The sequence below is a fragment of the Baia soyae genome, assembly GCF_004341445.1.
In the GTDB taxonomy this organism is placed as follows: Bacteria; Bacillota; Bacilli; order Thermoactinomycetales; family Thermoactinomycetaceae; genus Baia; species Baia soyae.
The window spans coordinates 15,962-36,507 of record NZ_SLXV01000032.1; the positions used below are offsets into that span (position 1 = coordinate 15,962).

General features: G+C 39.4%; 22 protein-coding genes and 1 pseudogene. 6 read left to right on the forward strand and 17 right to left on the reverse strand.

What is annotated here, in order from left to right:
* Positions 1 to 151: 151 nt before the first annotated feature.
* Both EDD57_RS10105 and EDD57_RS10110 read right to left on the reverse strand, forming a co-directional pair.
* Entirely contained in the window at positions 152 to 1,198 is a 1,047-nt protein-coding gene (locus EDD57_RS10105) for a hypothetical protein (RefSeq protein ID WP_131849338.1), read from the reverse strand.
* Positions 1,195 to 2,961, reverse strand: a complete 1,767-nt coding sequence (locus EDD57_RS10110) for an HSP90 family protein (RefSeq protein WP_165873763.1) — start codon at positions 2,959 to 2,961, stop codon at positions 1,195 to 1,197. Before EDD57_RS10110 ends, EDD57_RS10105 begins: the two co-directional genes overlap by 4 nt.
* A 194-nt stretch (positions 2,962 to 3,155) precedes the next feature.
* Here EDD57_RS10110 and EDD57_RS10115 point away from each other — a divergent pair, with 194 nt between their 5' ends.
* Positions 3,156 to 4,079, forward strand: a complete 924-nt coding sequence (locus tag EDD57_RS10115; protein ID WP_131849340.1) for a DUF5655 domain-containing protein — start codon at positions 3,156 to 3,158, stop codon at positions 4,077 to 4,079.
* A 71-nt stretch (positions 4,080 to 4,150) separates the two neighbouring features.
* Here EDD57_RS10115 and EDD57_RS10120 read toward each other — a convergent pair whose 3' ends face one another.
* From EDD57_RS10120 to EDD57_RS10155, 8 genes and pseudogenes are all read right to left on the reverse strand, one after another.
* Positions 4,151 to 4,507, reverse strand: coding sequence for a lasso peptide biosynthesis B2 protein (locus tag EDD57_RS10120; RefSeq protein WP_131849341.1), 357 nt, complete (start codon positions 4,505 to 4,507; stop codon positions 4,151 to 4,153).
* Entirely contained in the window at positions 4,504 to 4,764 is a 261-nt protein-coding gene (locus tag EDD57_RS10125; RefSeq protein ID WP_131849342.1) for a PqqD family peptide modification chaperone, read from the reverse strand. The genes EDD57_RS10120 and EDD57_RS10125 overlap by 4 nt, the downstream gene beginning before the upstream one ends.
* The gene (locus tag EDD57_RS10130; protein WP_131849343.1) at positions 4,745 to 5,374 is read right to left on the reverse strand and encodes an asparagine synthase-related protein; all 630 of its coding nucleotides are present in this window, start codon (positions 5,372 to 5,374) and stop codon (positions 4,745 to 4,747) included. Before EDD57_RS10130 ends, EDD57_RS10125 begins: the two co-directional genes overlap by 20 nt.
* The gene (locus tag EDD57_RS10135) at positions 5,362 to 5,967 is read right to left on the reverse strand and encodes an asparagine synthetase B family protein (RefSeq protein ID WP_131849344.1); all 606 of its coding nucleotides are present in this window, start codon (positions 5,965 to 5,967) and stop codon (positions 5,362 to 5,364) included. Before EDD57_RS10135 ends, EDD57_RS10130 begins: the two co-directional genes overlap by 13 nt.
* A gap of 88 nt (positions 5,968 to 6,055) precedes the next feature.
* Positions 6,056 to 6,160, reverse strand: coding sequence for a lasso RiPP family leader peptide-containing protein (locus EDD57_RS10140; protein ID WP_165873764.1), 105 nt, complete (start codon positions 6,158 to 6,160; stop codon positions 6,056 to 6,058).
* 1 nt (position 6,161) lies between these two features.
* Positions 6,162 to 7,169 (reverse strand): annotated as a pseudogene (locus EDD57_RS10145) (protein-L-isoaspartate O-methyltransferase family protein); the annotation flags it as partial.
* Positions 7,170 to 7,270: 101 nt separating this feature from the next.
* Positions 7,271 to 7,489 (reverse strand): hypothetical protein, encoded by a 219-nt coding sequence (locus tag EDD57_RS10150; protein WP_131849347.1) that lies wholly within the window; start codon positions 7,487 to 7,489, stop codon positions 7,271 to 7,273.
* Between the two features lie 13 nt (positions 7,490 to 7,502).
* A complete protein-coding gene (locus EDD57_RS10155; RefSeq protein ID WP_131849348.1) occupies positions 7,503 to 7,784 on the reverse strand; it encodes a hypothetical protein in 282 nt (93 codons plus the stop codon).
* A gap of 514 nt (positions 7,785 to 8,298) precedes the next feature.
* Between EDD57_RS10155 and EDD57_RS10160 the strand changes: the two genes are divergently transcribed.
* Entirely contained in the window at positions 8,299 to 9,693 is a 1,395-nt protein-coding gene (locus EDD57_RS10160; RefSeq protein WP_131849349.1) for a tetratricopeptide repeat protein, read from the forward strand.
* Between the two features lie 704 nt (positions 9,694 to 10,397).
* Here EDD57_RS10160 and EDD57_RS10170 read toward each other — a convergent pair.
* Positions 10,398 to 10,781 carry a VOC family protein gene (locus EDD57_RS10170; protein ID WP_131849351.1) on the reverse strand — a complete coding sequence of 128 codons (384 nt, stop codon included), beginning with the start codon at positions 10,779 to 10,781 and terminating at the stop codon, positions 10,398 to 10,400.
* Positions 10,782 to 10,888: 107 nt separating this feature from the next.
* Here EDD57_RS10170 and EDD57_RS10175 point away from each other — a divergent pair, with 107 nt between their 5' ends.
* From EDD57_RS10175 to cspE, 4 genes are all read left to right on the forward strand, one after another.
* Complete coding sequence (locus EDD57_RS10175; protein ID WP_131849352.1) at positions 10,889 to 11,536, forward strand: response regulator transcription factor; 648 nt, start codon at positions 10,889 to 10,891, stop codon at positions 11,534 to 11,536.
* Positions 11,529 to 12,923 carry a sensor histidine kinase gene (locus EDD57_RS10180; RefSeq protein WP_131849353.1) on the forward strand — a complete coding sequence of 465 codons (1,395 nt, stop codon included), beginning with the start codon at positions 11,529 to 11,531 and terminating at the stop codon, positions 12,921 to 12,923. Before EDD57_RS10175 ends, EDD57_RS10180 begins: the two co-directional genes overlap by 8 nt.
* Positions 12,924 to 13,052: 129 nt before the next feature.
* Positions 13,053 to 15,377 carry a glycoside hydrolase gene (locus tag EDD57_RS10185; RefSeq protein WP_131849354.1) on the forward strand — a complete coding sequence of 775 codons (2,325 nt, stop codon included), beginning with the start codon at positions 13,053 to 13,055 and terminating at the stop codon, positions 15,375 to 15,377.
* 178 nt (positions 15,378 to 15,555) lie between these two features.
* Entirely contained in the window at positions 15,556 to 15,765 is a 210-nt protein-coding gene (gene cspE / locus EDD57_RS10190; protein WP_131849355.1) for a transcription antiterminator/RNA stability regulator CspE, read from the forward strand.
* A 123-nt stretch (positions 15,766 to 15,888) separates the two neighbouring features.
* Here the strand turns inward: cspE and EDD57_RS10195 are convergent, their stop codons facing one another.
* The 6 genes from EDD57_RS10195 to EDD57_RS10215 all read right to left on the reverse strand — a co-directional run bounded on the left by EDD57_RS10195 (position 15,889) and on the right by EDD57_RS10215 (position 20,028).
* Positions 15,889 to 16,425 (reverse strand): hypothetical protein, encoded by a 537-nt coding sequence (locus EDD57_RS10195; protein WP_131849356.1) that lies wholly within the window; start codon positions 16,423 to 16,425, stop codon positions 15,889 to 15,891.
* Between the two features lie 108 nt (positions 16,426 to 16,533).
* Entirely contained in the window at positions 16,534 to 17,298 is a 765-nt protein-coding gene (locus EDD57_RS10200) for an SDR family oxidoreductase (protein ID WP_131849357.1), read from the reverse strand.
* A 57-nt stretch (positions 17,299 to 17,355) separates the two neighbouring features.
* On the reverse strand, positions 17,356 to 17,802 hold the full coding sequence (locus tag EDD57_RS10205) for a MarR family winged helix-turn-helix transcriptional regulator (protein WP_131849358.1): 447 nt from the start codon (positions 17,800 to 17,802) through the stop codon (positions 17,356 to 17,358).
* Positions 17,803 to 17,822: 20 nt separating this feature from the next.
* Complete coding sequence (locus EDD57_RS14430) at positions 17,823 to 17,960, reverse strand: hypothetical protein (protein WP_165873765.1); 138 nt, start codon at positions 17,958 to 17,960, stop codon at positions 17,823 to 17,825.
* A 108-nt stretch (positions 17,961 to 18,068) separates the two neighbouring features.
* On the reverse strand, positions 18,069 to 18,461 hold the full coding sequence (locus EDD57_RS10210; protein ID WP_131849359.1) for a hypothetical protein: 393 nt from the start codon (positions 18,459 to 18,461) through the stop codon (positions 18,069 to 18,071).
* Between the two features lie 127 nt (positions 18,462 to 18,588).
* Positions 18,589 to 20,028: an amino acid permease gene (locus EDD57_RS10215; RefSeq protein ID WP_131849360.1), complete on the reverse strand. Its 1,440-nt coding sequence runs from the start codon at positions 20,026 to 20,028 to the stop codon at positions 18,589 to 18,591.
* Between the last annotated feature and the right edge of the window lie 518 nt (positions 20,029 to 20,546).

Genomic DNA, 20,546 nt, shown 5'->3' on the forward strand with positions numbered 1-20,546 from the left:
TCCCTTTTCATTCTATGTCAACAAAATCTCTATAAATCTTTCACACAAAAAACAAGAGAGGGTCATAAAAAATGCGATCCTTTCATTTGGAACTGATAAGGATCGCATTTTCGGATTTTGGCATTGCTTAGATGGATAGATTTGCCCTTTGTTAGATCGACTTAATCATCTCTCTACATGCTTCTATTTTCTCTCGTACTTCTACTATCTTCTTCTGATAACTATCATTTCCATTACGCTTGTCAAACTGTTTTGCTATCGATTCTACTTCATTGGTTAACCATTCATACGTAACATGCTCTGGGATATGTAAGGTATGTTGGTATTCTTGTATTTCTTCGAATAGAGTGCTAGCAGCTAAGAAGAAGTCAAACTGGCTATCTTTCTCATATAGCGCTAAAGCCTCTGGCAAATGTCTCTCTAGCAGGAGAACTGCCTTCTTTTTATCTGTTACCGTTAAAAATTGAATGTGCTCCGCTACCCACGGGATAAACCCTTTTTCCTCTCGAATCAAAGGATAACCTATTTGATGATATTGCCATGCAAGTTCCACCTTACCCGCTTGAAGCGTAGGTAGAAGAAAATCAGCATACGTGGTAGAAGGAACACTATGGCAACTTTCCCGACCATTAAATAATGATTTTGCTAGTTCTTCTGCTCGTTCCAAATCTTTCTCTAGATAATAGGAGATTTGCTGGTCTAGTTCACAAGCCCAGCAATCAGACATGCTATCCCTCGGCTCCTTAATCCATAACTGAAAATATTTTTCTGCTTCTTCTAGATCCCCTTTTTCCAAAGCGAACTTCCGTTTTAACCTATAGTAAGGACGAAGCTTATACCCTAATTCCTGATATCTCCTTTTTAAATCCGCCAACGTTTCTTCCACTTTCTCTAGATGAACCTGCAGAAAGCTAGGAAGGTGCTCTGCAATCCATTTATACGTCCACATGACATCGTGACTATCAAAACGCTCAGGCTCTTTATCATACTGGGCGAGGCACCAAGCAAAGGACACAATCGCCTTCTCTGCTCTACCTGAGAAAATGGCTACCTCTATATAATCCATACGTTCATAAAAGGCTTCCTCTACCTCTTGAAGACTATCCAAAATACGAATCGCTTCTTCCATTAATGCAAGCTTTGTATCTCCATTTGGTAGTGACTCAGCTTGTTTCAGCAATCTCTGGTAATCCATCATTTCTCCAACCTCCAATTGATGAACTGTCGTAAGTTCTTATTTAGTAATTTCATTTCTGACTGCTTTAACGGATGATGCCCTAGCAAGAGAGCTTGTACATACAAAGTCTCAATGACCGATCTCTGTAATTCTGGATCATCAGAGTGAAAGAGTTGTTGAATCGTTGGGTTGTCATAGTTAAAACAGAGTTGGGCGAAAGTAGGCTTCACTCCCTCCACTACCATTTGATCGATAATAGAGGCAAAGAGATCATTTGTCTCCTCTTTGGTATAAGAAGCATTACGGAAAAAGGCCGCCTCTTTATTACTCGTATATAATGCTGGTAGCTCACTCGGGTTAAATTTCTTCACATCACATTCACATTGGAAGCGTTGAAGAACCAAATTTGCGATCCGTAAGAAAGCATAGCCTTCTTCTCTTTCCGTCAACGTAAGATCTACGAAGTTCTCGGAAAAAGTACTAGCATCTACCTCCTGAATCTCAAGCTCTGGAAAGACGTTTGGTAACTTTCTCAGAAGCTCTTTATCGTGGACATACCCTCCATTTAGGAGAAGAACGGATTGCGCCTTTGCCACTTTACTCACTTGGCGGAACTGATCCACAGATGAGGTGTAAAGAATCATCTCTCCTTCACTCCGTATCTCCTTTATCGTCTTTCTCCCTAGAGAAGTGTCAAAAGGTAACCAGTCAATAAAGAGTGCATAAAGCTCATCGTCTTCCACTGCTAACGATTTAATAGAAGAGTAATGGACATCTAAGATTTTCCAGAAAGTATCTGATTGCTTCTCTGCCAGATTGACTAAATACTTTTTAATACAATCTCCCAGTTCTGCACGAACCAATTCTAGTAGGTCACTCTGGTAAAACTCCTCTCTTGATGCAGTTAAGCGGAGTTCATTTGCATTTAAAATACCAGTAACAAAGAAAGCCCAATCCGGTAAAATATTACTTACCTTTTCTGATAGAAGCATCTGTTTCACATAAACCTGATGGGATTGTTTTGCATTCGTACTAACGGCATACGGTAAGACATACGCGATCCCTTTGACACCTCCGATAGTAGAAGAAAGTGGAATTGCATCTAGATATATTTCTCCATTTCTCTCTTCCGCATATTGGAGAGCTAGTTCTGTTGTCATCTCCCATGGAGCTCTTTTTGCGTTTAAACGAATCTGTTCTTCTCCGTAAAAATAGATAGGATAAGGCAAAAACTCCCCATAATGCTTCACATATCTCCGGACACTATTCGGCTGAAAGTATTCTTCAAACCCTCTTTTACTCTGTAAAAACACTTTCGTTCCTGGTGACATTTCCTGATCTAGTTTCTTGATCTGGTAGCTTCCATCTGGCTTCCCGCGCCACTCGATCACTTCATCCGAATGAACCGATCGAGTAATCAACACAATCTCCTCGCTTACAATAAAGCAAGAGAGCAAACCAACACCAAAACGCCCAATAAAGTCTTGTTCTTCGTCGCCTCGCTTGGAAGTTTGTCCAATCTGCGATAAGAACTGATGAACCTCTTCTTCCGTAAGACCAATACCATTATCTTCTATGTACAACGTAGGGGGCTTAGTCGGGGAAGTAAATAGTTCAATTCCAATCGTACCCTCATACTCTGCCATCACCTTTTTATGTGCCGTAATCGCATCTACACCATTTTGGATTAATTCCCTCAAATATACATGAGGCGTACTATATAAGTGATTAGATAGTAAATCGATCATGCCTTTTAAATTTACCTTAAAGTGAAATTGACTCATCATTATCTCCTTAAAAAAGATCTATGTAATATTTTAGTTAAAATAGTCACACATTCCATTTGTTATTTTATCACGATCTATCTGCCATCCTGACAGGTAATTCCCGAAAAAAGGTATTTGTAATCTATTTGCTAAAGAAGGAAGATTATAATAGTTAAGAATGATATACTATTTAGGGTCAGGAGGAAATTGATTTGAGTGATATTAAACTATTCCGTGTTCACGATAACAGCGTAGAAGAACTAACAGGACAATCCGTTACCATTGAAAAATCATTACAAAGTATGTTAGAGCGTCATTTAGAAACATTTCTAGGCGTGCGATTTCTAGCAACTGAGTACAGTACAGGCAAAAAGCATGCAGGCAGAATCGATACGTTAGGTATTGACGAAAACAACTCACCCGTCATCATCGAATATAAGCGGGCTGTAAATGAAAGTGTTGTCACACAAGGTTTATTTTATCTCGATTGGCTACTAGATCATAAAGACGAATTTGAGTTAATGGTTATGCGTAGATATGGCGCCGAAGTATCGGATGTAATAGATTGGGGTAGTCCACGCTTATTATGTATTGCAGGTGGTTTTACTAAATTTGATAAGCATGCAATACAACAGATTGATAGAAACATAGAGTTGTACGTTTATAAATATTATGATGACAGGTTTTTATTACTTGAATTAATTAATGCAACTACTGCACAAACCACACAAGTACGCGATAATTCGGTTTCTACAACAACTGCCCCACGCAATTCGAAGACAAAGACAATTTCCGATTACTTGGATCAAGCTGATGAGAAAGTTATCGATAGATATGAAACATTAAAGGCGTACATGTTGGCTTTAGGCGATGAGGTACATATCAAAGTTGTAAAAAATTACATAGCATTTAAGCGGATACAAAACTTTGTATGTCTTCAAGTACACCCCCAAACGGGCAGAATACTATTAAATGTAAAAGTAGATCCGGATCATATTACATTAGAAAACGGCTTTACTCGTGACGTCAGGAACATAGGACATTTTGGTACTGGAAACTTAGAAATTGCCATCACGAGCGATGCAGATATTGAAAAAGCAAAACATTTAATTAGCATGGCTTATGACGTTAGTTAGAGAATAAAAAGCACATAAAAAAGTGTAATAAGGGTTGATATGCTCCCTATTGCACTTTTCTTTTTGACTAACTAAATCATCAATATCTTTTTATACGCCTCCGCCTCCCCGTCTACTCTATGACCATCCCCTTCAATCCAAGCATGTGAAGCAAAGGGCGCCAGCCTTACACCAATTGACCAGTCAACCGCTTTCCCCTTAGATGTTGCATATAGAAATAGAGCAAGCGATTCCTCTAAACAAGCCGTTCGAGAAAGAAATAAGCATTTTGCCTGTTCGATTTTAACGAAAGCCTGTTCCACTTCATCTAAAGAGCATACCTGCTTGCACTTCCCTTTTCTTTTACGAAGAAATGGCTTTAATTGCTCAACATTTCTCGTGCGAATAAGAAATATCGCGATAACCAGACAAATCCATCCTCTTATCATATTTCAAACACCAACTCCCTCTCACTAAGACTACGGACAAAGTGTTTCATATCGTACTTTGCTCTTTCAAATGGAATCTCGTAAGTTTTACTTATATATTGGATAGCCAATTCTACTTCGCCACAAAGATTTACTTGCTCCAGAAACTCTGCACCTGTTTTATTAATAGCGAAAAAGCGATTGGTTAGGCAATCTAATAGAACCCATCTTCCCTCAATCTCAGTCAGATGAATATGTTCAGGAATTGAAAACTGCATTCTTCTCGACTCCTCCGTATTGGATTTGTTTCATTTGACGAAGCCACATCTCTAATGATAGTGTCTGATGAAACTCTGGAAGGCTTACAGGTACACCCATAGATAACCTATGAAAACACTCTCGAAATCTCCGAATATCTACTAGGTCCAGTTCAGCTAAAATCATTTGTTGAAAGTTCTCTTGAAACCACGAAAACTGCTGTCTCATTCCATAGTAGACATCTGAAGTATAATTGCCTTTCGTATTACGAGTTAGAAGACAATCTGGAAGTTCATGCTGAAATGCTCTCTTCAGTAATGGTTTCAATTCATAGGGATTCATTTTCTTTTCAGATGAAGCTCGCATACAAACCCTAATCACATTATGATCTAAGTATGGAAAACAAATATTCACTTGCTCTTGCTCCGCTAAGTCTTTTAATCCATGCGAGACGTGGCCCAGATACTGAATGCCATGAATCGTGTTGGATACACCTTGATAGATTGAATAATTTTCTTTTGGGAGTGGTGTGGAAAAAGGAAGCCATTTAGGATGGTTACTCATTGGAGAAAGGGGATGCCTATCTTTAGGTGTAAATGGAAGTTGGAGAGCAAGTTTTAGAGAGCCCATGATCCAAGAGTAGAGGAATCCAACCCACCACTCAAATCACTCGTAATGTACTTATTCTTGCATCTTAGTAGTACGGATTGGGTTAATTCTTTCTTTAATTGATCCTGCGCCATCTCCCAAGATAGTAGAGACTCTTCGTCTACATCCCATGCCTGGAAAGTATGAACATGGTCTCCTTTAAAATGAAGTCCAAATCCGCCCGAAATCATATGAATCGCTTTAAAGGGCGCTTCTAACTCGATATGAGTTCCACCTGTAAGTAAGTATCGACGAAGCCAAGGAGTATGTAGTTCAGAATTTATTTTTTGATGGATAATCGAAAGATGGGAAGAAAATAGTAACTGTGCTTTCTGTTTTGCATAATAGATTGGTCGTACACTCCCCAAATCAGCAAACATCCATAGCTGATTAGATATGCGTATAATGGATTGATAATTTCCGCGAAGGGACAGGATAAATCTTGGGCTTCTATGGGACACAAAATGCCGAAAGGCCCGATATGACTCTTCCTCATTCGATAACATTTCTCCGATAAAATAACATTCTGCATCGTGATCATTGTAGTGAACGGTTGGGTCCGTTATACATTCCATGGTCAACCCGTCCATCTTGTAAGTACTGAGGAACACTAGCATCATTCCTTTCTAGATAAAAGGAGGGGACGTCTGTCCCCACTCCCATTTAGTGTTGATATGCGTTTTCATCAGCAGTATCAGCAAACTTTCTGCCCAATGTCATCTCTTCAAAAGAGCCGATTTCAATTACTTCTGGAGCTTGATATTCCACATTACACACCTCCTTTCAATTTCACCTTCACTTGATTCCCTACAAAAAATGGCTGTAATTGTTCATAACTAGGGCGTCCGAGATCGTTCCAGTCATCCCACCAACCCTTAAGCACACCAGCATGTTCCGGATCCGAGATCATCCATTGATTTGGCTCATGATCGCAAACAAAGGCAAAACCTCCTGGACTGCTGTAGCCTATCCAATATCCGTAATCAGGGTGGAAGGCATATGTGAAACCGTCTGGATTCGTTCCCAGTAGATAGGCTCTGATATCTCCTCCGCTTTCTTCAAATGGGGACGTCTCTAGCTGTGAGCGATAAAATACCTCAGCCCACTCTTGACCCGAAATCTCTTTGTTCATCCATTCCGAACTTGCCCAGACTGGATGATCTTCGTCACCTACTAATCCAGCATGTATCTTCTCTCCAGAAAGACTTATATCCTTAACAGGCTCGGAGGACATCATGATATACCCATCCCCACTAACACCTTCCCCATGCAACACTCCACCTTCATTCCTTAGTCGAACCGTAACCGTACCTCTAGCAATAGGAAGAACTCGAAATGGAGCAACAATGATTCCGTTTTCACGTATTTGATTCTTCCAAGTATCTGGGAACTCAGGCGGAGTGGTCCAAGCGATAATGCGATCATAAGGCTTTTGGGAGTCATAGCCGTCTCTTCCATCTCCGGTTATAAAAAGGGTGTTATGAATGTTGTTTTTCTTACATAGTTCTCGTGCCCGCTTGGTCAACTCTGGTTCAATATCAACTGAAACGACAGAGCCTCTTAATCCAACCAATTGGGAAAGCAATGCTCCGCTAAATCCTGATCCTGTCCCGATTTCGAGGACACGGTCTCCTTCTTGCACGTCTAACATTTCGAGTCCGCTTCTGATTGCGAAGTTTGCTGTGCTTTGTGTGACTTGACTTCCGTCTTCTCGTAGTACAAACGCGTCTCGATCTATATGTTGAAATGCTTGATCTATCCTATTCATGTGGCTGGCCCTCCTATTTTTATTGCAGACCTGTTCTAACTAAAGCAACCTAGGGGCAGTAGCAGGAACGTTGGAGTAAACGGAGTTTCACGATACAAAAATGAAAATACTTACATGGCTCTCCATCCAAAAAATCGGTGCCTAGAAAACAATCTGAGCTTGTCCCATGCTTCAAACACACCCACGCAATCCTGGAGCGAAAGACCGTACACATCTAAAAACTTTTGTATTTTCTTAGGACTAGTAATCTTTTTCTTGATTTGGCTCTTGATGTGTAGGATGTGAAGGGTTCGTTCAGTCGTGCTATACCAAAAGCGAATTTCGTTCACTTCGATCCTCCTTTCAAGAACTGAATTTCCTTTTTAGACGGCTGATGATAATCGTTCCAACTGCGATCAAGCAAACGTTTCGATGATATTTTGTATTCACTGTGTACCGCTGGATTTCATAATCATCTACCACCGTCGTCACGCGATCATATTTATAAAGCGCCTTCTCTTCATTACATAGAGGACACATAAACGTTTGCTCTGTCTGTGGCTTGCGGCACTGAAATTGTTTACGGGTTGCAATTCTGCCGCAATCTCGGCATTTTACTTCGGAAAAGTAAAGAGTTAGAGGCATTTTCAATTCCACCTTTCAACACTTTATTTTTCTGCGGTTTGGATCGTAAATATTTTTCAACTAATCAAAGAGTGGTATAATTCACACAACCATTTCATATCAAGCCGTTCCCTAGACGGCTTTTTTACACCCAAGACATCGATCACTCTTCCGCTACCCTGACTCCAAGATTCATTTCAACCTCACGTGCCCAAGTGGAATGCTGATCCCGACACCTTCCTGATCAATTGAACAACTACGAGATGATCACCTCCGCAGTAAGGACTGGCCTCTCACCTCCGATTGTATTAAATAGTTAAATTATTTACAAATTTGTAAAATAAACGATTATTATCGTGTCATCCTAGTAAAAATCAGGCCTGTTTTCTCATCATTTCGGAGGAACACAACCCCTTTTTTACTTTTGGTTGTACAAGCTTCACTAAAATCTAGCTAGACGGTCCGTTCATGCTGAAAATATTTTGAGAAATTTTTTTATCAAGGGAGGCAAACCCTGTGGACGTGTATTCTTTAAATGGTCTCGGACACGTATTTCGGGGAGAAACGCGAGGGATTAGGACGAAAAATCGAGGAACTATCCGAAGAAGGCCTATCCATTGCTACCATTAGCAACTTCGAAACCGGCAAGAAAAAAGTGAGCAAAGACAAGATCATCCGTCTATTCGACAAAATCGACATCACCATGGATCAAATCCCTCAGCTGCTATCTGAGACAAAAAAACAGAAAGACCACACCATCAAGCGATTGGAACTTCAATTAATCGCTGTGGAGAACGAAATTGACTTTGTCGATGCCTCTCAAGCTCTGAAAAAGATTAAAGGTCTACGGAGTGAGATTCAGGAAAAAAAGTGCCTGTCCTACTTAGCTGTAGTAAATTATTTGACAGGAAAGACCTACTACAAAAAGGAAAATTGGACAAAGGCGAAAGACTACTACTACAAAGCTATACAAAGCCACGAGGAATTCCCTGAAATTGTACACCTCAATATTAAGGCAGGTAGCTTTTATGGCTTAGCTCGTATTTCCTTTCGTGACAGTGATATTGTAACTGCTTTAAAGTTCGTAAATAACGGGCTGACCGCTTTTCAAAGCTCCGGCAAACGAAAATATCTACAGTATCAACTGATGATTAGCAAAGTGATTTATTCAGAGATGCTAGAGCGAAATGAAGATGCCTTTGATACACTATCCGAGATGTGGCAATGTCTAGATGAGATTGATACAGAGATCCTACTCAATATGTATCAATTGCAATCAACTCTCTACATAAAGCGAAAAAAATGCGAAATAGCCATCTCCTACGCTGTAAAAGGGATTGATATTGCTCGCCGAAATAAAAACTTTGACCGTTGCTTCGAACTCTGGACCACGCTAGGCAGTGCTTATATCCATCTTGGTGATCTGGAACAAGCCAAAATCTGTTTTGAGACCGCTTCACAGTTCGAAAGCAAAATTCGCCGCAAATTTTTATCTGTACACAATCTTATTCAACTTGGATTGTTATATATGAAAGAAAGAGATACTGAGTATGCACAAGCGATTTTAGAAGATGCTGTAGGAAAGGCGAAGAAGGAAAACGATGCTTTATTACGTTTCAAGTCACTTGAAGCTCTAGGAGATTGCTTTCTTCAGCAATCCAAACATAAGGAAGCTTTAGATCAATTCGAATGCGCCTATGAAATCGCACAAAAGCATTCTTTTCTTCCTCAAGAGCATCAGTTAGCACTAAAATTAGCTGAGTTTTACGAGAGAGTAGATTTAACAAAACACACCAAATACTCTACACGATTCTACCAAATTAGTGTACAATTACGGCATAATGGAGGTGACGAACACATGAAGATGAATGAACAAATTCAATACCTAATGACTGAGCGACAATCCGCTGGAGATCCGCCAGATGACTAAATGAAATAATACATTCGTATCCCTTAAAAACCCTTTACAACTCTAAGTAAGGGTTTTTTGCTGCTGACCATAATGAAATAATATACTATATTATCTAAAATTAATGTATATTTAGATTTAATCAATAATCTAGTACCACTAGAAGCGTTGATAGTTTGATACTGGAGGTGATTAATCATGATCCTGAAAATTCGTCAGTTTGCTGGAGAACCACCAGATAACTAGAACACATTTCTAAGCTTTCTTGATATAAAACCGCATAACCCCGACAGCATCGATATTCGCATACTGGAGGTGTTTAATTATGATCCTGAAAATTCGTCAATTCGAAGCAGATCCACCAGACGACTAGACAACAGTTTACCCTCTAAAGCAACCAGTACATCGGAACAGACTAGGGGCAATGTATCTGACCACAGCGATGTTAGTGAGCCTGCTTAGCGTAGTCCTTCGAAGCAAGGGCGTTTTGTGGCAATGTCCCCGCGTACTTTGCGAGTTTTGCCACTTGCCCGAAGCGAAGAAGGACGAAGCGGACTTGCATTTCCACATCCTCGCAGGTTCACTATTGAGCTGTGGGTAGATACATGCCCCCGTCTTCCTCCAATATCCACTCTCCAATCCACCAACAACACAAAAAAGGTCACCCACTCTGAGCAACCTCAATCCCCAAACTAAATCCTAGAGACAGAAAAACTAACCTCTCTTTACACTTTTGCAAAGGTAAGCACATACCCATTATTATCCGCAATCGCAAACTCAGTTGCTCCGTAAAAAGTCGTATGAGGCTCATAGAGAACCTGACACTTTTCCTTCAACTCCATATAAAGCTGTTCAAAATCATCTACATCCATGTACAAGCTTACCGACGGCTGAACTTTTGACGTCTCCAGAATTGGATACTCTTGAGTCAGGCTTGCTCGTTGTTGAATCATTAAACTAAGCTTGTCCTTCTGTAGAATAGCAAACTGCAACTGTCCATTATCATTTGGCACGGATGTAACAAGCGAAAACCCTAAGATCCCCTCATAAAAAGCCAATGTTTCCTCTACACTTTCCACCATCAGATTGGTCGTCATAGCCTTATACATTTCACACTCTCCTTTCATCTATTATAAATCATTAAGCGATTAATGAAGTAAACTATGAATAATACTAATAAGCGAAGACAAACCAAATTTCATTCACCGGAGGAACCATGAACGTTTTAATAGTAGATGACGAAAAGGACATGTTAAAAATCCTCAAAGCTTACTTCGAACGCGAAGGATATCCTGTATTTCTCGCTGAAGATGGCGAACAAGCACTCGATCTTTTCTACAACAACAAAATTGACTTAGTTGTCTTAGATTGGATGATGCCGCACGTTAGCGGTTTAAGCGTATGTAAAGAAATAAAGAAACAAAGCAATGTAAAGGTTCTAATGCTAACCTCCAAAAGTGAAGACGAAGACGAATTGCTCGCATTAAACATGGGAGCAGACGATTACATAAAGAAACCATTTCATCCCGGAATCCTATTAACGAGAGCAAAAAAACTAATGAACGAAGATAAAGTCATCTATCTGGGAGATATAAAAGTAGATTTCCAAGCAAAGAGAATGTATAGATCGGAGCAAGATTTACAAGCAACGAAGAAAGAACTGGAGCTAATTGGATGCTTTCTCAGAAATAAGGGAAAGATCTTAACCAGACAAGATCTACTCGATCTCGTCTGGGGCATCGACTATATAGGTGACGAGCGAACCGTTGATACACACATAAAAAGATTACGTGAAAAAATTGGCTCAAATCTCATTAAAACGCATCGAGGTTTAGGGTATAGCTTGGAGAATGTGGATGAATAAACTCGGAAGCAAGCTAGCTCTCACCATTTCGATTTCGATTATTTTCCTTTTCGCACTTTCCATGTTAACGAACTATTTCCTTCTCCCCCAATACTATCGGTACCAGATTCGAAAAGAGTTACAAGCCGTAGTACACGAACTGGAAACGACGAACCCTACTCCCAATTTGGATGAATTCATTCATGACTTGGAAGAGAAATATAATGTAAGTATTGTTTATGAAACCATTTTAGACAATGAAGATGATCTAAATTGGAGATTACGTGAAAAGCTAGCAAAGAAAAAAATCAATCTAAATAGATTCTGGATAACCAAGGATACCTTACAGAAAGTAAAAGAAGGACAAAATCAGTATGTGTTATATGACCAAGGAAAGCTAAAATCAAGTTTTTCAACCAGCTTGATCGAGAAGGACAATTTGATCATGGTTGTAGGGGTTTCGATTGTTCATTTTCGGGAAGCAGCTGAGGTCATTAATACCTTTATGATTTACACCTTTGGATTCGCCATCTCCATTCTTCTCTTTTTGGTTTGGATCTGGTCACGTAAAATTACAAATCCTTTGAAGGTATTAACCGATATTTCACAAGATATCTCTCGTCTCGACTTCAAAAAAGTGAACATCCAGACCAACGATGAAATCGAAGAATTAGCGGATAGTATTAATAAAATGAGTGATGAACTCAAAAAAGCCCACGATGACTTAAAAAGGAAAAATCAAAACCTAAAGCGATTTATGTCTGATATTACGCACGAACTAAAAACTCCTCTGGCTTTAATGAAAGCATATTCTGTCGGGATTCAAGATGGATTAGACGATGGTACATATCTTCAAACGATTGTAAGGCAGATCGATAACGTATCCTCTTTGATTGATGAGTTACTAGCGTTTTCAAGAGTAGAGCGGGAAGAGTTAAAAAAGAAAGATTTCCACTTGATCTCACTCGTTCATTCTTGTTTAGAGAAGCATCAAATTGAAATTCAACTAAAACAACTAGATCTTGATATCCAGACCGAAATCCATCCATCCATCCGAGTATATGCAGATCCAAGCAAAATCGAGAAAGTGGTAAATAATCTAGTAAGCAATGCGATCAAGTATACAGCAGGGCCCACGATTCAAGTTAGATTTGAGGAGGCAAATGATGATGTCCTCTTCACGATAGAAAATAAAACAAATCTACCAGATTCAACGGATATCGCCCGAATTTGGGAGCCGTTTTATGTAGGTGAATTCTCTCGCAACAAGGATAAATCGGGCACGGGGCTTGGACTAGCCATTGTGCAATCCATCTTACAACGTCATCAAATAAAATACGGGGTCAAACTAGTAGACGGGACGATTCGGTTTACTATCTATTTCCCAAAAGCCCTTGAGACAACATGAATAGAGGACTTGATTTCCAAATGATCTTGGGAATCAGGTCCTCTTTGTTATGGTTATCGATTTTTTCCTGTATGTCACAGTGGTGTCACATGGAAGTTTTATAGTGATAACAACTGGAGGAGATTCAAAATGAAGAAAATAAAACGTTTGATCATCCCTATGATGATCCTTTCACTTGTTATTACAAGCGTTATGATCTATTTCACAAAAAAAAACACAGTAAGCGCCACGATCAATCAGCCTTTTAACTTCCAATATCGGGACTTTGGATTTGATGCAAATCCAGAAACAGGCGAGATTTTTATCAACAAAGATGGGGTGAAGGAAAGTGCATCACTTCCTCTGCCCAAGCAGAAAGTGACGAATCTAAAAAAGACAGGCCAGTCCATCTCTTGGAGTTATCCAGATAGTAAAATGGATTTCAAAGTGGAGAAAAAAGATCACTATCTTGATATAAAGTTAACATCCACAGGGGCTAAAGAGTTTGAGTGGCCAAAAGTGAGTGCAGATCACTACACGTTGCCTCTGGGTGAAGGAAAATATATTCCAAGCAATGATCCAAGTTGGAAAGAGTATCTCAAAGATGAGAAGGAAATGGAGTTTTCATCTAGTTTTTCAATGAGGTTCTTTGCACTAAATAACAAGAAGTACTCGATGGTCTATATCGCAGATAATATGTTTAATGATACGATCCGCTTCCAAACCGATGATAAAATTAAATTTAGTTTTATGCATGAATTCCCTTCTATTAATCCAAAGAAGGAGTATGGTTTTCGCTTATATGTAACAGAAAACAACCCTGTAGAGATCGCACAGGTATATAAAAATTACATCAAAGAGCTAGGTCAGTTTAAAACACTTCAAGAGAAGGCAAAAGAAAACCCAAATATCGAAAAGCTGTATGGAGCCCCGCATTTCTATCTATGGAATGACTCGGCCTTCACGAAAGAGAATATCAATTGGCCGAAGTTAAAAACAAAGTTAACGGATCCATTGGTTTCTTGGATCGAACAGCTATTAAAGCAGTACTCACAAGATGGTTCTACTGAGTTTATGAAAACTATCAGTCAAATAAAGAACCAAAGTTATATGGATCAATCTCAAAAAAATACGATTGTACGTTCACTTAATACCATCTTGAAACTGGAGCAACTTTATAACAAAGATGTTTTTCAGAATCTAGATGACGAATCAAAGAAGCTTATCCAAAACGGAATTAATAGCTTAAGCGAACAAGAATTATACGCATTGAATAAAAAGCTGCTAAAAAGTGTCTTAACTGATTCTATCGATGACATCAAAGAGTGGGGAAAAAAGGACACCGAAATGATCCAAGATATGCAACGCTCGGGAATAAAAAATGCTTGGATCGGCTTGCCCAATTGGGCAAATGGATTAATGAACCCAGACTTAGTCCAAAAAGCGAATCAATCTGGATATCTAGTGGGTCCATACGACTCTTACCACTCGATCCACGAGAAGAAAGGCGCGGATTGGAATACAGCTTCTTTTGAAGATCCTAGCTTATACGAACAGGCAACCATTACAAAGAAAAATGGCGAGAAAGAAAAAGGATTTTTAGGGAAAGGTAGAAAGCTGAATCCAACTCTATCATTGCCGAGTGTAAAACAACGGGTAGCAGGAATCTTAAAAAATGGCATTCCCTATAACTCTTGGTTTATCGATTGTGATGCGACAGGTGAAGTATTCGATGATTATTCGCCCAATCACATTACGACACAAGAACAAGATATGAACGCAAGATTGCAGAGAATGAGCTATATTCGAGACGACAAAAAAATGGTGATTGGCTCGGAAGGCGGCAATGACTTTGCTAGTAGTGTCATTTCATATGCACACGGCATCGAAACGCCTGTCATCAAATGGGGCGATCCAGACATGCGAGAAAATAAAACAAGCCCCTATTATGTAGGAGCATACTGGTCACCAGATGGCTCTATTCCTGAACGGTATAGCAAATCAGTACCCATTAAATCACAATATAGATCGATTTACATCGATCCTGCGTATTCAATTCCTTTGTATAAATTAGTCTATAACGATTCGGTTATTACCAGCCATCATTGGGAATGGGGAAGCCTCAAAATAAAAGATGAAGTTGGAAACCGAATGCTTAGCGAATTGCTATATAATGTTCCACCGCTTTATCATCTGGATCGAAATGTATGGAGCAAAAACAAAGATATGATTACGTCCTATACAAACATGTGGTCTAATTTTCATAAAAAAGCGGTTACAAAGCCAATGACTCGATTCCAAACTTTATCCCAAGACCGTTTGGTACAAAGTACAGAGTTTGGAGAAGATATGAAGGTAATTGTGAATTATTCTAATCAAGACTTTGATTATAACGGCGAGAAAATCAAAGCCAAGACAGCTGTCTTATACGATGGGAACTCGAAGAAAAGTTTGGATGTATCTAAATACAATTAACCCAACGTGTATGGATGATCAAAAAATAAAGAGCGTGATTCTTCCCTATCTACAAGTGGAAGATCACGCTCTTTTTACACTTTCACAAACATAAGAGTAGCTAATAGTTAACATCTTAAAGTAATCATGATAATATAATATTGCGAATAATAATTTGAGATATAGGAGCCATATACATATGTCTAAGCTAAAAGGATCAGTAAAATGGTTTAATGAATCAAAAGGTTTTGGCTTTATTACACCTGAGGATGGTAGCAAAGATGTATTTGTTCATTTTTCTGCCATAGTCAGTAATGGATTTAAAACCCTTGCAGAAGGGCAAAGAGTGGAATTTGACATTGAGGATGGTATCAAAGGCCCCTCAGCTGTAAATGTTTCCGCTATTTAACTATTCTTCTAGATACTAAAAGCCTGATTCTTCCCTATCTACACGGTGGAAGAATCAGGCTCTTTTTACACCTTCGCAAACGTAAGCACATAATGCAACTCAAGTTTAAAATAGCTTCTTTGACTATTGCACACCATTACTGCCTTCATTTTTTATATAGTCGATCGTAATGGTGCCGGTAATTGGGGTGGGTTTTATTCCATTTAGTTGGTCGCCTGTCCAATTGAGGGCATTGAACACGTATAGCTTACCTGGTAGTACTCTGGCAAAAAATTCGATTGTTTCTCCATTTTTTATGTTACGATCCGCAGCAACTGGAACTAGGAATTTATCAGTCGCAACTGTATCATCCACTCTCATGAAACCCCAAGTAGAGGAAAAGCTTTTTTTGCTAGAGTCTACTTGGCTTGTTGTAATCCTGATCCGTACCATAGATGAATGTGTAGCAGTAAATTGAGCGAAATGGTCACTAAATTTATCCAGAGTATAGTTCTCTGTTATTGCATTCCCTACAACGGTGTATTTTGGAGTGGAAGATTGTGAAGAAGATACCGGGGTCGTATGGTCTGCTGCATGTGTAAAGGAAGGAAGAGCTAGTTCTGCACCTGTTAACATGGCACTACAAGCGATCATTCCTGCAATAAAGCGTTTTGATTTCATTTCATCTTGGCTCCTTTTTATAAACATAAGCCTAATAGTACAACGAATAAAATGATCCATATACTACATTAAATTGCATATTTAGCAATGGATCCGTCTTTGTTATCGCTATGCAATAGAATCTTTCATCGCGTTGTACATTTTATCTACATACTCGTCCACTTGATCTCGTGACATACGCAAGCGGGCTGCGGAAGTACTGTATCCAATTTCCGTTTTACCTTCCTCCAACCCTTTGAAGATACCATCTGCAAAGTCATCTAACTTTTCTACTTGTGTACGTAACCATGATCCTCCTCCCAAATCCGTAGCTACTGCTGGCGGAACGACTTCAATCACTTCTACGGATGTATCGGAAAGCTGGTGCCTTAGGCTCATCGTAAAGGAATGAATTGCCGCTTTTGTGGCTGAATAGATCGGAGTAACGGCAAGCGGGGTAAATGCTAGCCCAGACGACACATTTATAATCGTCGCCTCTTCTTTTTTAGCAAAAAATGGTGCAAATAACATCGTCAGATGGATCGGCGCTTCTAGGTTTGCTATCATTTCTTGATTGAAGTAGCTCCAATTATCCTTCACATCTGCTGTCAACACGTTGAAACGTTGCAGGATTCCTGCATTGTTGACTAGTACATTTACCTCTGGATGATTGTCGATCACCCAATCAAACAGCGCGATACACTCAGATTCGATTGTCAAATCGCATGTATACGTAATGAGGCTTGGGAATTGTTCTTTCGCCTTTTGCAGAGCGCTTTCACGTCTGCCGCAAATCAATACTCGATTCCCTGCCTTTATAAAGCGTTCTGCAAAAGCCAACCCTATTCCAGAACCTCCACCTGTAATGAGGATTGTGTTTCCTGACTTTTTCATATAGATTCCACCTTTTTGATATTTAATTAGTCAAGCTAACTAATAGGGTAAAAAAAATTATATATCCATTTTTGTTAGCAACTCCAGCAAGCGAGCGGTCTCTTCTTCTGTTAATTTGTTTGTGAGATCCGCACAGGTCTGCCAGTAGTGAGGTAAAGCGAGATTTAGAAGACGAAATCCTTCTTCGGTTATCGTGACATGAACCCTTCTTTGATCCTCAGGAATGATAGTTCTTGTAATCAATTGGTGTTCTTCTAACCAAATTAACTGCTTGGTTACAGATGCTCGCCTGATTCCTAGATAATCTGCGATTTCGGACGGCTGTAATGGCTGTTCTACTCTTGTATTGAATAGTAGCATGAGTAGAGCAAATTTGCTCTCGGAAATCTGGAACTCTTTCAGCGTAGCATTTACCGCATCTAGAATATCATCCGATATCTGTAATAGCACTTCTCCTAGACGGGCTCGCGCGTTAGGAGGAATCGTAATAGAATGTTCTTCCACAAAAAATACCCCTTCTGCAATTAGTTTCCTTGGCTAACTAATAGTATACGGACGGTAGAAAGGAATGTCAACAGAGAAAAAGTTCCTACTGCTTTAACTAACGCAGATCTATCTTCCCATCTACCAGGAATCCCTATAACCACCTGTGACTCGCTCATCCATTAACCTCTCCTCTACGTAAAGAAGGAGCCTCTCATATGGAGGCCCCTCACTTCGGCATAGCCAACACTATTCATCATATCACGGAAGGATTGGTTTCTCTTAAACTACCTAACCTCTTCTACAGAACCTTGGAATTGAGCCCCTCCAAAAGAAGGAGTTACTTTAATCCTGTATTGGGTATCTTGGTACGCTCGATGGGTAATCGTAATGTTTGCCCCACATTTTTTATCCTTTGTATCATACCAAACACCTTTTTTTTGCTGCTGTACCTTCATGCATAGACCCCCAGAACTACTAGGGTCATTTTTATAGATATTCCAACGTAGCTTTGAGTAGGAGGTACCCATAGGTCCAAACGCTCCCTGATTCTCTGGATTATCAGAATACCAAGGACCATGATGTGTATCTCCAACAAAGGTTGTAGATGCAAACACATTTGCTGTAAGCGATAAGGATAAAGCGAAAGCTAGAAAACCAATTGCCCACTTCTTTCTCATGCCATTCATCCTCCTAATGGAATCTCTTCATCTCAATCTTCTCCAATGAAACCTAATCACAAACATAAAAAAGGAGCCTCCTAATGGAAACCCCTTGTTATTCATAAATATATTTGTTCGTATTTGATTAAGCCTTTTCTTTTCTCTTTGTATTGATAATCGACATGAAATCCGCTTTCTGCTTCTTGATTTCCCCACCATTCTTTCTCATAAACAAGAAGTAAACGAGGTACATCACTAGCACAGCAGGCACACCATATTGCACATAGATCTTGGTAGCCTCATCAAACCAGTTACTTACAAATACCGCTACGCAACAAATGAAGCCAAAGATTGGAACAAATGGATACCAAGGTGTACGGTATTTTAAATCTTCTACTTTTCCACCTTGTGCAAGATATTTGCGACGGAAGAAAAATTGAGATGCACAGATCATGATCCAAGAGAGAATAGCCGTCATGCCCGCTATATTCATCAAGCCTTGGTATACTTTATCAGATGGTAAGAAGTATGTTAGGAAAGATAGGGCCGCTACTACAAAACTAATTAACAAAGCAATAAATGGTACGCCCGAAGAATTAATTTTCCCAAACGCTTTTGGTGCCATTTTATTACCCGATAAGGAATATAACATACGGCTTGCTGCGTATAGTCCCGAGTTAGCTACGGAAAGTAGAGCAACTAATACGACCGCATTCATAATGTCCGCGGCATATGGAACACCAATCTGTTCGAGCGCGAAAACAAATGGGCTTTCGAGTACACCCGCTTGTTTAAAAGGTACAATCGCATTTAGTACGGTCATCGCAAGACCAAAGAATAAGATTGTGCGCCATACGGTCTGACGAATTGCGCGTGGAATTACACGTTCTGGATCTTTCGATTCCCCTGCTGCGACCCCGATTAATTCCGTCCCTTGGAAAGCGAAGTTTACCGCGAGCATCGTAACAAAAATAGAGCTGATGCCCGTTGGGAAAAGTCCATCTTTTGTAAAGTTAGAAAACAGTGGGGCTGAGCTTGCGCTTTTAATATCGATGAAGCCAAACATAGCCGCTCCACCAATGAGGATAAACAATACCACCGCAGAAATCTTAATACTAGCAAACCAAAATTCTGCTTCAGCAAAACTACGTCCGGAAAATGCATTTACTAAAAACATCACAGATCCAAATAAAATAGACCAGACTACTATATGAATATCCGGGAACCAACGCTGCATAGCTCCACCAATCATAACAAGCTCTAGAGCTACTGTTGCCGCCCAACCTAACCAATAGAGCCAGCCTACAACGAAGCCATGCGATGGACCGATAAACCGGGTTGAATACTCTTGAAAGGAGCCTGCTGTTGGCATCGCTACCGATAATTCACCTAAACATAACATCACAAAGTACATAATGAGTCCGCCAATTAAGTAAGCCAATACGGATCCGAGTGGACCAGCTGTTTGAATTGCATAACCTGACATATTAAAGAAACCCGTTCCCAATACTCCACCAAGTGCAATCATAAACAAGTGACGGCTTTTCATGGAACGCTTGAGACCGTTCTGAGTTGTCTCCAACATAGTTCGATTCCCCTTTATAAATGGTATTGTCAAAATAAATGATAGTGTCAAATTTATGTCATTTCATAAGTACTAGCATGATTTTATATTTATTTATATTCGTTGTATACAGGTTTTTTTTGTAAAATCTCTTACCTCCATTTTGTAAGCGTTACCAACGCTTGTATATCAATGTATATTCTTTTTCATCCTATATCCATTTCTGTTTTGGTCAATATGTATACGATTCATATTTAACCATATTGTCCATTCATGAAAATGCATTCATTTGCATAAATTTATCATTATCATTCGTAAAGAATTCATGACTTTTCCAAATATGGATATTATATTTTGTATATAGGGTGAAAAATTCACTTTCATGCCTCAAATCAATCAAGATGAGAAAATATTATCGTATATAATTGTTAAATCATATTTTATCAGGTGTGTTGATTAACCAAAAAATGGGATAAAAAGGAGAAAGACACCTTTCTTCGAAATGGTAAAGTGCCCACTAAACCATAGAGAGGTGTCCC